Annotated in this window: 13 protein-coding genes; 9 read left to right on the top strand and 4 right to left on the bottom strand. The window is 39.2% G+C overall.

Going from position 1 to position 13141, the window contains the following annotated elements; translation table 11 throughout:
• The first annotated feature begins 337 nt into the window (after nucleotides 1-337).
• On the top strand, nucleotides 338-790 hold the full coding sequence (locus FA727_RS12050; RefSeq protein ID WP_136831201.1) for a helix-turn-helix domain-containing protein: 453 nt from the start codon (nucleotides 338-340) through the stop codon (nucleotides 788-790).
• A 39-nt stretch (nucleotides 791-829) separates the two neighbouring features.
• On the opposite strand, the gene FA727_RS12055 is transcribed toward FA727_RS12050, so the two are convergent.
• From FA727_RS12055 to FA727_RS12070, 4 genes are all read right to left on the bottom strand, one after another.
• Nucleotides 830-2038 (bottom strand): MFS transporter, encoded by a 1209-nt coding sequence (locus FA727_RS12055; protein ID WP_136831202.1) that lies wholly within the window; start codon nucleotides 2036-2038, stop codon nucleotides 830-832.
• A gap of 16 nt (nucleotides 2039-2054) precedes the next feature.
• On the bottom strand, nucleotides 2055-2483 hold the full coding sequence (locus FA727_RS12060; RefSeq protein ID WP_136831203.1) for a MarR family winged helix-turn-helix transcriptional regulator: 429 nt from the start codon (nucleotides 2481-2483) through the stop codon (nucleotides 2055-2057).
• Between the two features lie 100 nt (nucleotides 2484-2583).
• Nucleotides 2584-2982: a hypothetical protein gene (locus tag FA727_RS12065; RefSeq protein ID WP_158318846.1), complete on the bottom strand. Its 399-nt coding sequence runs from the start codon at nucleotides 2980-2982 to the stop codon at nucleotides 2584-2586.
• A 100-nt stretch (nucleotides 2983-3082) separates the two neighbouring features.
• Complete coding sequence (locus FA727_RS12070; protein WP_136831205.1) at nucleotides 3083-3538, bottom strand: hypothetical protein; 456 nt, start codon at nucleotides 3536-3538, stop codon at nucleotides 3083-3085.
• A gap of 289 nt (nucleotides 3539-3827) precedes the next feature.
• Here FA727_RS12070 and FA727_RS12075 point away from each other — a divergent pair, with 289 nt between their 5' ends.
• From FA727_RS12075 to FA727_RS12110, 8 genes are all read left to right on the top strand, one after another.
• Nucleotides 3828-5195 carry an acyclic terpene utilization AtuA family protein gene (locus FA727_RS12075; protein WP_136831206.1) on the top strand — a complete coding sequence of 456 codons (1368 nt, stop codon included), beginning with the start codon at nucleotides 3828-3830 and terminating at the stop codon, nucleotides 5193-5195.
• Entirely contained in the window at nucleotides 5188-5505 is a 318-nt protein-coding gene (locus FA727_RS12080; RefSeq protein WP_136831207.1) for a DUF4387 domain-containing protein, read from the top strand. Before FA727_RS12075 ends, FA727_RS12080 begins: the two co-directional genes overlap by 8 nt.
• Before the next feature lie 5 nt (nucleotides 5506-5510).
• Nucleotides 5511-6401: a ribokinase gene (gene rbsK, locus FA727_RS12085; RefSeq protein WP_136831208.1), complete on the top strand. Its 891-nt coding sequence runs from the start codon at nucleotides 5511-5513 to the stop codon at nucleotides 6399-6401.
• A gap of 27 nt (nucleotides 6402-6428) precedes the next feature.
• Complete coding sequence (locus tag FA727_RS12090) at nucleotides 6429-7301, top strand: ABC transporter permease (RefSeq protein ID WP_136831726.1); 873 nt, start codon at nucleotides 6429-6431, stop codon at nucleotides 7299-7301.
• Nucleotides 7302-7313: 12 nt separating this feature from the next.
• A complete protein-coding gene (locus FA727_RS12095; RefSeq protein WP_136831209.1) occupies nucleotides 7314-8189 on the top strand; it encodes a carbohydrate ABC transporter permease in 876 nt (291 codons plus the stop codon).
• Nucleotides 8190-8337: 148 nt separating this feature from the next.
• On the top strand, nucleotides 8338-9798 hold the full coding sequence (locus FA727_RS12100; protein WP_136831210.1) for an extracellular solute-binding protein: 1461 nt from the start codon (nucleotides 8338-8340) through the stop codon (nucleotides 9796-9798).
• 11 nt (nucleotides 9799-9809) lie between these two features.
• The gene (locus tag FA727_RS12105; RefSeq protein ID WP_136831211.1) at nucleotides 9810-10961 is read left to right on the top strand and encodes an ADP-ribosylglycohydrolase family protein; all 1152 of its coding nucleotides are present in this window, start codon (nucleotides 9810-9812) and stop codon (nucleotides 10959-10961) included.
• A gap of 55 nt (nucleotides 10962-11016) precedes the next feature.
• Complete coding sequence (locus FA727_RS12110) at nucleotides 11017-13125, top strand: ADP-ribosylglycohydrolase family protein (RefSeq protein ID WP_136831212.1); 2109 nt, start codon at nucleotides 11017-11019, stop codon at nucleotides 13123-13125.
• The last annotated feature ends 16 nt before the right edge of the window (nucleotides 13126-13141 follow it).

Below are 13141 nucleotides of genomic sequence, written 5' to 3' on the forward strand. Positions count from 1 at the left end.
AATTAACTATTCACAATAGAGCGAATGCACCCTTTTTAGACAAGTCTCTGTCCAAAATGAGTGTCAATTCTTCCATTTTGGACATAAATTCGCACGTACAAAGTAATACAAAATAGATTATACGTTCCCCTTTTTGGGGTTTGGTAGGTTGTTAATCCCAAGAAATGTTAAAAATGATTGTGTAGGAATTTGAAGTATTTTTTTGGTTATATTGTGTAAAAACGCTGACGTATCCATGGGTAACCACAGGTTGCGGAGCGTTGCAACTATAGCTATCTTTACTTTTGCAGTTGCATTCACAATAATGGGGGTAGACAGGAGAAAGGTGTTTGATGAAATGGTTTTTGGAGAAAAGCTGAAGAAGGAACGAATGGATAAAGGATGGTCTCAGGAAGAATTAGCTGAAAAGCTTTTTGTGAGTCGTCAGTCCGTTTCGAAGTGGGAGAATGGTCAAAATTATCCCAGCATCGAAACGATTATAAAGGTAAGTGACCTTTTTGGTGTTACGATTGATGAATTATTAAGGAGTGATGAGGAGTTGACGGAAAAGGTGATTAAAGATAGTAAGCAATTGGCACATCCAAAATTAAAATTCATGTTTGATGTGTTATTTTTAATCGGAGCAGCCGTGTTGGTCATCAAGATTGGGGTTCTTCTTCTAAATAAATTTACAGCATTAGAGATTACATTTGTGAGTGGTTCGTTTTTCTGGAAATTCACGCCGCTAATCTTAATGGTCGGTGCGGGTATTGCCTCGGATGCAGTGAAGAAAAAATACAAAGAGGATTAATGAAAAAGAGGTGTCCACAAATGGAACACCTCTTTTTCATTACGCAGAAGTCGAATTATAAACAACCGGTATTTTTTCTTTTTTGCCGTGTAAGAAAAAGTACAGGATTGTTGTTAAAAGAGCAAGTGCTCCAAGAATGATATATAAGGTATTGTATCCGGTTAGAGGGATGACAAATCCTAATAGGTAGGGCCCAAAACCAAGTCCAGCATCTAAAAAGATGAAGAATGTGGAAGTAGCGAGTCCCATCCGATGTACAGGAGTTAATTTTACCGCAATAGCCTGTGTACAAGACTGCATATTTCCGAACCCAAGTCCAATGAGGACACCAGATACTAAAAGTGTAAAACTACTATTTGCTTGACTTAAAAGCAATAATCCGGCGGCAAGAAGAATAAAGGCTGGATACATAACATAGTTGGCACCTTTAACATCCATTAAGCGTCCTGTGAATGGACGAGAAACTAATACAGCTGCTGCATAGACGATAAAGAAGAAGCTTGCTGCTTCCACCAAATCAATTTCCATCGCATAAAAATTAATAAAAGATAGAACGCTAGAATAGCAGAATGCAACGGCCAGTGTAATAAAGGCAATGGGCAATGCTTTCGGTTCAATAAAATCGGAAATCTTGAAGCCTTTTGACACAGAAGAAGTGGGAGACTTCAGTTCCAATTTTGGAACATAAACGAAAAACGCTGTGATTAAGCAGATGATACCTAATGCCAAACAAAAACTAAAAATCATTTCAAATGATGTATGTTGACTCATATAAAGACCAATAAAGGGACCTATAGCTGTGGCAAGCGTTGCACTCATGCTAAAGTAGCCGATGCCTTCACCTTTTCTAGTGTTCGGTATAATTTGCGCAACAATCGTACCAGAAGCTGTACTTGCCATTCCTAACATTACGCCATGGAGAAAACGAGTAAAAAGTAAAAAGCCGATTCCTAAGTGAACGAAATAGAGAGCGGTCGTTAATATGAAAAGAATAAGTCCGATGACTAATGTTTTCTTGCGACCAATAACGTCGATAAATCGCCCGATGAACAGGCGACCGATTAGGGTACCGATAATGAAAATTCCTGTGACAAGTCCTGCTTGGCTCGTGGAAGCATGGTATTCATCCACCGCGTAAACCGCGATTGTTACCATCAATAGATAAAAAACCAAAGTTAATAAAAAATTGACGGAAGAGACAACGATGAAATCCTTCGTCCATAATTTATTCGTAGCTGATTGATTCATGTTTTTCCCCCTGGTTTTAAAATGATTTACCAATAAGATTGTTGCGGATCTCAGACATAACACGGATCGCTTCGAGCTGTTCCGCTTCTGAAATCCCTTCTAAAATGTTTTCTTCAAATTGATCGAGTGTAACGCGTACCTCTTTGTATACCTTCCGCCCAAGATCTGAAAGCTGGATTCTTTTCTCCCGTTTGTCTTGACTAGGGACTTGTTCGATATAGCCAAGCTCTTTTAATTGATGTACAGTCCTTGTGATCGTTGGCTTTTCCACTCCTTGATAACTGGATAATTCCACAAGTGTGGCGGTGTCAAAGTTGAACAAGTAATATAAAATCGACATTTGTGCTCGTTGAATATTATGTTTGCTCAGTAACAATACAAGTCGATTTTCAAACGGCCGATACAGCATTAATAATTGATGGAAAAATCTTTGCGATGTTTTCATAATTATCCACCTTTTAAAAAAAATAGTTATCATAGGTAACTAATTCACTATACCAAAATCTGATGTGAATGTCTAGGTTGTGGAAGAAATAGGAAAATGACTACGCAAGGTTTTCCTTTCTCCAACAATATGAGAATAATTTAGTCACGAGTGTACTTAGTGAAAAAATAAATAAATAGACAATGAGTGAATGCTCCGTATCCCAGCCATGGTAAGTGAAGACGTTAAATTGAACAGAAAGCCATTCTAGAGATGCTGTTAGTCCACTCCATAAAACAATAAGGAATGATAAACTGAGCAGACTCATTTTCCATTTACTGATAATGTACGAAAAAAATAGGCCATAAATCGGATAATTGATAACATAGGCAATTACATCAAATAGCTCCAAATATGGAGTATCTGTAATGGTATATAAGTCAACAGGGTAATCTGCTGCGATGAGGACATCAGCTGTTAGTCCAATAACTGCATAGAAGAGAAATATAGAAATTCTCATATTCAGTGGGAAAATTTTATGGAGTTTGATAAAACATACAATCAAACAAAATAAGGAAACGAGAATAAACCATTCGTTTTCATCAAATCTTGAAGGTAATTTAAAGATGATCGCCACCTCTTTCCAACAAATGCTCAAATATGAGGCTAAGAATAATGAATGAAAACCACATAAGTGCAGAGTATTCGATGTTCCAGTCCACATATTTAATGATTCCGATTTGCTCTACGATTCTTTCACCCGTCATAAAAATGACTGTTCCTAAAATGAGCCATCCCCATTTTAGCGGGACTTTTAGGGAATGGTAAATATTTATTGAAAGGATTGCTCCTATAGGGGAGATCAGCTTGTGAAGAACATGGTATGTTACATAACGATCAGCAGTCATTGGCTTATCGATGTACCCCAAGTTGGTAAAAATAGAATTAAAAGTCAGTCCGGATATAAGGACGATAAAAAGCCATAGCGGTATGATTTTAGTGACTGGAAGTCGATTTATTCGATAAAATCCAATCAGTAAAACGCAAAATAGTAATGCGAATGAAAATGTTAACAATTTCCCACCATACTTCCCCAAAAATGTTGAATATTTTTCAGAGGTAGTATGTGCAAATGGGAAGGTTTTTATCGAAAAAGGTTTGATGAAGTGAAGAACGGAATTTTCGGAAAAATATAATATTGACTTTATAAAGTAGGTGGTTTATCCTATATGTAACCGATTACATTGATAGTTGGTTCTTATTTTAAGACAGTGTGTAACCGGTTACACACGTAACTGTTTTTTAAGAAGAAATATGAAACCGGTTACTTAATAGATTAATAGAATGCAATTGGGGGAGACATATATGAAATCTGCTGTAAGAATTGTTTCACCTTGTGGAATGTTAGGATATGGTTTTCCGAAAGAATCTTTTAATCATGCTTTCGACCAAGAGATTCACGGAATTGTCGTTGATGCTGGTTCAACAGATGCTGGGCCACATAAATTGGGTGAGGGCGTTTCGATTGTGAGCAAACGAGCAGTGAAAAAAGACTTGCAAATTATGTTGGCAAAAGGAATTCCAAACAAAATTCCCGTTATTGTTGGTTCTGCAGGAGGTGCAGGTGCGAGGCCACATGTGGAAAGTACGTTAAGTATCTTAAATGAAATTATCGAAGAAGAAGGATACCATGCCAAAATAGCCGTGATTTGGGCAGATTTTGACCAGGACTATATCCTTCAAATGCAACAGGATGGAAAAATTAAACCGTTAACAGAGAATATCCCCGTTTTGACGGAGGAAGTGATTCGGGAAACTACCTCTATTGTAGCGCAAATGGGGCACGAGCCAATTTTAAATGCTCTCCATGAAGGAGCAGATATTATAGTCTGCGGAAGGGCTTATGACCCATCACCTTTTGCAGCAGTTGGTATTTTTCACGGCATGGATGAGGGGCTTTCCTACCATCTAGGAAAGATCTTGGAATGTGGGGCATTGTGTGCAGAGCCTGGGACCACAAAGGATAGCATTTTAGGAACAATCTACCCCGATTCCTTTACGGTTCAATCGCTAAATCCAAAAAGGACGTGCACGACGACAAGTGTGGCAGCTCACACCTTTTATGAAAAAGAGCACCCATACTTCTTACACGGTCCAGGATTTATGCTCGATTTATCTGAGTGCACGTTTACAGAAGTATCTACTGGTGTGATTAAAGTAGAGAACAGTAAATATGTACCAAGCATGACTCAGTCGATAAAGCTAGAAGGGGCTAGAAAAACGGCCTATCGCACATTTGTGATTGCAGGCATTCGGGATCCCCTTCTTCTTGCCAATATTGAAGAGGTAGAGAAAGAAGTACTAGAACAAGTTCGAAACTATTATCCGGAAATTCCAAAGGAAGATTACAGCATTAATTTCTATCATTATGGAAAAAATGCGGTTCTTGGGCATAATGAGCCCGAGCCTTTCCGTGGACATGAAATTGGTGTGTTATTTGAGGTGTTAGCAGGTAGTCAAGAATTGGCTAACTCCCTTTGTGCCAATCTTCGGTCTACCTATCTACATTATGGATATGAAGGGAGAAAATCAACGGCTGGGAATCTAGCATTTCCATTCGCGCCGAGCGATATATCCTTCGGTCCAGTCTATGAATTTTCTATTTATCATTTGATGGAGGTAGAAGAAAATCCATTTGCCATTGATTTTTTGGAGGTAGGGAAGAATGACTAAATTATACGAGCTTGCCAAAGTGTTAAGAAGTAAAAATTCGGGCCCCTTTGAAGTAACAATGGATGTTTTGTTTGATCAGAAGGCAGTGTATGAACGGGTCAAACGATCTAATGCGGTCACGAAAGAAAGTGTGGCAAAAGCATATAATATCAACCTTTCAGATATCCATCATTTTGTATTTTTTGATCCAGCATTAGGGATCAAAATTACGATGGCAAGAGAAATCTCTTCTGGAACCGCAGGGGACAGAGATGTGTACGGGGCACAACAGCATGCTCCTTTAATGAATATTGACGTTGATGGGGAGTAGATCAGATGAAGAAAATAGCTGTAATTGGGAGCATAAATATCGACTTTTTTGTGGAGAGTTCAATCGTGCCAAAATTTGGTGAAACGGTAAAAGGTGAAAGCTTTTTCCAAGATTTTGGAGGTAAAGGAGCGAACCAGGCAGTTGCAGCCGCTCGCTTAGGTGGGGATGTTACCCTATTTGGTTCAATTGGGAATGATGAGCAAAAAAACGTGTTGCTCAACCATTTTAAAAATGAAAACGTGAACATTGAACATCTCAATATTGTGGAGGATATTTCTACAGGTGCGGCTTTTATCGAGCTTCATAACAGTGAAAACCGCATTATTATTGTCGATGGAGCCAATAAATACACGGATATTGCTTACGTGGAACAAAACTTAGATGGGCTTTTAGAATACGATGTCTTTTTATTTCAACTGGAAATTCCAGTAGAGACAATTGAGTATTTAATTCCATATTTACACAAGCATCATAAAACGATCATTCTCGATCCAGCTCCAGCACAACCGTTATCAGCGGAACTGCTCGAACAGATTACGTATTTAACACCGAATGAACATGAATTTTCAACAGTCACAAAGGATGAGCGGGACATAACAGATGTGCTGAAGGATTATCCGAATAAACTTATCATTACCCGTGGAGAAAAAGGCGTCTCTTTTTACAACGGGAAGGAAATTGTGATGATTCCAGCTAGAACAACGATGGCGGTTGACACAACAGGCGCAGGGGATACATTTACGGGGGCCTTTACTGTTGGCATTGCAGAAGGCAAGCCTTTGGAGGAATGTATCCGACTTGGAACCCTAGCCGCGAGTGTAGCTGTTACAAAGAAAGGTGCACAGTCTGGAATGCCGTTTAAAGGGGATATAGAGAACTTAGTGAGTGAGGGGTGATTTCTTGTGAAAAAAGCACTGAAAAAAATGCGTGAGGATTGGATTCTGTATGTCATGCTTTTTCCTGGAATACTCTACTTCGTCATTTTTCACGTGGTTCCGATTATAGGGATGAAATTGGCTTTTCAAGACTATCGCATTATCGGTGAGAATACATGGGTGGGACTCAAGCACTTTCAAATTTTGTTTAGTTCGCCTGCCTTTATCGATGTCTTAAAGAATACGGTCATTATTAGTACGATGAAAATGATCTTTATTTTCCCAATTCCTATTATTCTAGCATTACTAATCAATGAAGTACGATCTGGTCCATACCGTAAATATGTTCAATCCGTTTCCTATTTGCCCCATTTTCTATCTTGGGTCGTCATTGCGGGAATATGGATCAGCTTTCTAAACCCAGATGGTGGCATTAACATTGTCAGAAACTTTTTCCACCTTCCATCCCTCGACTTCATGACAAGCAAGGATCATATTCGTTGGGTACTCGTGTTTTCTGAAATGTGGCGCAGTGCGGGGTGGGATAGCATTCTTTATATTGCAGCCATCATGAAAATAAGCCCGACTCTATATGAGGCAGCAAAACTTGATGGTGCAAGTACATTACAGCAAATGCGCTATATCACGTTACCAGCACTAGCGAGTACAGTAGTCACTGTGTTTATTCTAAACCTAGGGTTCTTTATGAATGCTGGTTTTGACCAAGTATTTAACCTTATGAATGATTCAGTCATTAGCAAGGTGGATATCTTGGATACGTATGTTTACCGAATCGGTCTTTTGAATGGCCAATACGCGTACGCTACGGCAGCGAGCTTATTTAAAGGGGTCATCGGGCTTGTTCTTATTTTAGGTACGCATTTCTTATCGAAGAGATTTACTGGAAAAGGTGTCTGGTAAGGGGGGATAAAGTTGAGAAGATTTAACTGGTCACGAAGTATTATCTATACCATTTTATTTATCATTACCTTGGCGATCTTAATTCCTGTCTTAAATTTAGTAGCCATGTCATTATCAGACCCTACGAGAGTAAAAGAGTTATCCGGATTAGATGTGATTCCGAAAGGCTTTTCTTTTATCAATTATGAAATTATCCTATCGAATCCTCTCATTCTAAAAAGTATTGGAAACTCTGTTTTTATTACTCTAGTTGGAACCTTTATTAATTTATTTTTTACCGCCTTATCAGCATACGTGCTGGCACGAACAAATTTCGTCGGAAAAAAGGTTGTTCTCGTTTTCTTAATTGCCATCATGGTGTTTGAACCATCGATGATTACCGAATATCTGTTAATGAAAGATTTGAATTTGCTTAATACGTATGCATCTTTGATTTTGTATAAGGCAATCAATGTGTATTATCTCTTTATCTTAATGCGATTCTTCCAGGAAATACCTGAGAGTTTAATAGAAGCAGCAAGAATTGATGGGGCAGGACATTTTCGCATCTTCACAAGCATTGTCCTTCCTTTGTCGAAACCAGCTCTTGCCACTCTTACCCTGTTTTACGGAGTTTACCATTGGAATGAATACTTCAGAGCTACTATTTATCTAACGGATCAAAATAAGTGGCCGTTGCAAGTGGTTTTACGTCAATTTGTTGTGACACAGGATAATACAACAATGCTGGCGGGACTTGATTTATCGCCAGAAATGCTAGCGATCTTAGATTTTGCTTCCTTGCAAGCAAGCACGATTATTATTGCGGTTATTCCGTTATTGCTGCTCTATCCACTCATTCTCAAATATTTCACTAAGGGAACGATGGATGGCGGTGTGAAGGATTAATAAAGCTTTAAACGTGAATCGATATTTCACAATGTACATCAGAGCTTTGAAAATCTAAAAAATCGTAACAAACAATTATTAGTTCTTAACCTAATGTGAGTCATTGTGAAGTAGATTCAAATATTAAAAAAAATGGAGGGTCAAAGGTATGAAGAAATTTGGTCTATGGTTTATGGTGCTACTCATCATTGGATTTTTAGCAGCATGTAGTGGTGGGAAAGATGATGTGGCGGAAAAGGAAACAACAAAGGATGGAAAAACGGTTATAAAGGTCGCTTATAAGGATGAGGGTCCATCGAATCCAGTTGCAGTCCAATATTATGAGAAATTAGCAGAAAAATTAAAAGAAGAAAAAGACCTTGATGTAGAATTTGAGTTAGTGGAAGTGGCACAGGGAGATTATGCTGAAAAGTTAAGCTTATTATTAAACAGTGGTGAAATCCCTGACCTTATCTATTTCCAAGGTGGCGATCAACAAATTGCAAACCAAGATTTACTAGAGGATTTAACACCATATATTGAGAAGTCAGAGTATCTAAAAGATATCTTACAGCCTCACAATGCTTCAAGATTAGAAAACTATCCATACTTACTATGGGTAAAGTCAATTGACTATAAAGTTCCTGTTGTCAGAAAAGATTTGTTAGAGGGATTGAGCACAGCAGACGCATTGTTAGCTGATCCAACACCTGAAAACTACAAAGCATTTTTCAAAGAATTAGTGGAAAGTGGCAAAGTTGATTATGCAACAACAGTTGCAGGAGACATCAGTGAATTAAACTATATTTTTGATATGGCCTTTGGAATTAACAAAACATGGTTAGAGTCAGACAATGGTTATGTATTTAAAAAGATTTCTGAGCAAGAAAAAGCGAAGCTTGCCTTCTATCATGAGCTATACGAAGAGGGTCTACTAGATTCACAATATTTAACAAAGCAATGGGATACAAAAGAAGATGCATTTTATAACGGTCAAGCTGGTGTGATTGTAGGAACAAATGGGAAAGTTGTTGATTTCTATAATAGCAGAGCGAAGGAAGTAAACGGGGATCAAGCAGAATTAGCAATTCTTCCTCCTGCAAAAGGCGAATATCAAGGATTTGGAGCATCAGATATTACAAAAGAATCTCGTGGTCTTGCAATCTCTGCCGTATCTCCTAATAAAGAGCTTGTTTTTGAGATATTAGATTACTTAGCAAGTCCAGCTGGACAACAATTTGATCGTCTTGGCTTTGAAGGAGAGCACTACAATGTAGTGGATGGAAAAGCGGAATTAACAGATAAATATTATGCAGAATGGTACGCGCGTTATTGGGAGCCAGTTGAAACAAGTTTTGATACACCAGTTAGTGAAAAGACTCCAATGTTAAGCGCACCAGCGATTGAATCACAGGAATTAGCAAGCAGTTTCTTTGCAGAGGACAATGCTTTTATCATTCCGGAAGAATACGTCGCTCAGTGGGACGCAATGGAAAATTTATATAAAGAATACTCAGCGGATATCATTACAGGGAAATTGCCTCTTGATGCATTCGATGAATTTGTTCAAAAGTGGAACGAAGCTGGCGGAGAAGATTTAACGAAGTTAGCAAACGAAACAATTAAATAGGGAGTTTTGTCATGATGGAATTCAAAGAGCGTGTGAAAGGGGTATTGATAGGGACAGCACTAGGCGATGCGCTTGGTGCCCCTATTGAAAAATTAACCTATCAAGAAATAAAGGAAAAATACGGCCGTGTCGAAACATTGAAAACGAAATGGTATAAGGAAGACTTAGGCTATGACGTGAATAAAGGCAAAAAGCGAGGAAACGGGATTGTCACTGATGATACATTAATGACCATCGCCCTTTGCAATGTCTATAATATTGAAAAAAGACATTTGGATGCTTATGACATGGCCAATGAATTTGTCAAAGAGATTGCCTTTCGTAAAAGATACATCCCAGAATTTGATCGGGAAGACATGATCATTGAGCGGTTATTTTACCCTGAAAAGCATATTTTTCTTCGTCATACACTCGCGAATTGTGAGCCAAGAGAAGGCGGACATGGAAACATGATTAACTGTGGGGCAGCGATGTACATTGCTCCAGTAGGAATTGTGAATGCTGGAAATCCAAAAGCTGCCTATGATGAAGCGATCCTCTTTGCGATGGGCCATCAAACAAGCTATGGTCTTGAAGCTGCTGGCGTTTTAGCCGCATGTGTGGCAAAAGCCTTTGAACCAAATGTAACGGTGGATTCCATTGTAGATACAGCGATTGAGCTTGCGAAGGATGGCACGAAAGAAGCCATTATTGCTGTCACAAATGTGGCGAAAAAACTGAGAACGAAAAATGCTTCGATGGATGAGGTAGTGGCTGCCCTTCATGATGCAATTAAGCCGTTTTCTCCAATGGGAGATGATGTTTCTAGGAAAATAGAAAAAGTCGGCATTCCTTCGAACCATTACGCTCCAAGTAGAACTGGTTCAATTGAAGAACTTCCTTTAGCATTAGGCTTTATTGTCTACAACAACGGAGCCTATTTCAAATCGATTTACGATGGAATCAATTCTGGAAGAGATACAGATTCGATTGGAGTTATGATCGGGGTTATTTTAGGCGCGATGTATGGCACGTCACTGATTGAATCTGAAGACATTCAACTACTTGAGTCTGCCAATCAATTAAACTTTGATGATGTAACCGAAACATTTGCTGAAAGTGCCCGATTCATTATTGAAAAAGACTTAGAAGCAATCGCGAAGGTAAAGCAAATTCTTTTATAGGAACTTTTTGATGTTGCAATAGAACATAACGTTTATAAAATGTGGGAGGTATGACATGGCGATACCAAACGTTTATTTACAAAAAGTATATGCCGGATTTCTAGGGATGAACGCTGGTATCCGATTAGGTGCTCCCGTCGAACCAACGGAATGGACACCCGAGATGATTCACGAAGTGTATGGGGAAGTTAATGGATATTTAAAGGATAACAAAATATTCTCAGCAGATGATGATGCAAACGGCCCTGTATTTTTCTTGCGTGCCCTACTTGATGATGCAGTTAATCGTGACCTAGAACCTCAAGATGTGGCGAAGGCTTGGTTGAATTACTCGAGAGAAGGCATCGGTATGTTTTGGTGGGGTGGAGACGGAATTAGCACCGAACACACTGCTTATTTGAATCTACTAAGAGGTATTCCTGCTCCTCAATCGGGTTCAGCTGAAACGAATGGTTTAATCATGGCAGAGCAAATCGGTGGGCAAATCTTTATCGATACATGGGGCTGGCTGTGGCCGGATGATCCGACCAAGGCGGCTGATTATGCAGAAATCGCAGCTAGTGTTTCTCATGATAAAAATGGCTTGTATGGTGCCCGTTTTATCGCAGCCTGTATTGCGAGTGCTTTTAGTACAGATAATATTTCAGACATCATTGAAAGAGGTCTAGCCGAAATTCCTGCTGATTCTACGTACGCCAAAGTGGTTCGTGCAGTACAAAAAGTATACGAAAAGCATCCAGATGATTTTTGGAAATGTCGAGACTATCTTGAAAAAGAATGGGGTTATGATAAATACCCTGGAGTATGTCATATCATTCCAAATGCCGGTGTTTGTGTTCTAGCCCTTTATTATGGTAAAGGCGATCTGGCACGGACTATTGAAATTGCAACCGCTTGCGGATGGGATACGGATTGTAATGCAGGAAATGTCGGTTCAATTGTGGGCACCATGGTAGGTATTGAAGGGATTCCGGAAAAATACCGCGAGCCCATCAACGATACAATTGTGACTTCAAGTGTCTCGGGCTATTTGAATATTTTAGATATCCCAACCTTTGTTAAATCCTTGGCACTGTTAGGCTATCGCTTGGCTGAAGAAGTGGCACCTGAGTGGCTTACGAACAGCTATAAAGAAGAAGACGTTTATTTTGATTTTATTCTTCCAGGGTCGACCCATGGATTCCAAACGAGTCTCCCCTTTAAGAACATTTTGAAGGCTAATGACGAGTTGGGCTTCCAAACGCCAGGGAAACTTGAAATCTTCATTGATCGGATGTATGAAGGAGATAAAAGCAGAGTTTATTATCAAACATTTTATCGAAGAGAAGAATTTAACGATGAAAAATATAAACCAACGTTTGCTCCGAAGGCGTACAGCGGTCAAACCGTATCTATGAAACTATTTTTGGAGAAATATCAAGGGAGTGAAGTGTATGTCACCCCTTATATCCGTAATACTTTCACAAAGGAAATCGTTGAAGTTCAAGAATATCAACTGGAGCTAAAGGAGCAAGAATGGCAAACGCTTGAATTTGTCATTCCTGATACAAATGGTTCTTTTGCCGATGAAGTTGGATTTGTCATTGAGAGTCCGTCTACCTTAACCGAACGATTATTTGGAAAGCTTTTTGTAGACGAATTTCACATCTATGGATCAGCGACCTATGATATTGATTTTTCTAAACAAGCCGTCGAGTTTTTGAGTGTGACACCTTTTGCTCATCACCGTGGGAAATGGAATCTTGAAAATGGCAAAATGGTTGCAGAATGCGATAAGGACTGTGCATCCTTCACTGGGCATTACTATATGAGGGACGGAGTGATTCGAGCTGCACTTACGCCAACGCAAGGAACGCATCATGCTCTTGTATTCCGTGCTCAAGGAACCCAGCGGTATTATCAAGCTGGATTCAGTGGAGTTGGGAATGTATCGCTCGAGCTACGAGACTTCGGTTTAAAACCCTTAATAACGGTTGAATACGAATGGGAACTTGGAAGAAATTATGAATTTGAGGTAGAGGTTCGTGGTCCAAAAATCGTCTTCTCAATAAATGGGGAAAAAGTTTTCACGCATGTCGATGAAACATGGAAATCAGGTATGTTCGGATTTGCTTTAGCTGAATCTGGAGCTTGTACATTTGAAAAAGTAGAGGTTCGGTCATAACGTTTTTGGCGTATGG

The sequence above is a fragment of the Robertmurraya kyonggiensis genome, from assembly GCF_005116465.1.
GTDB lineage: Bacteria > Bacillota > Bacilli > Bacillales > Cytobacillaceae > Robertmurraya > Robertmurraya kyonggiensis.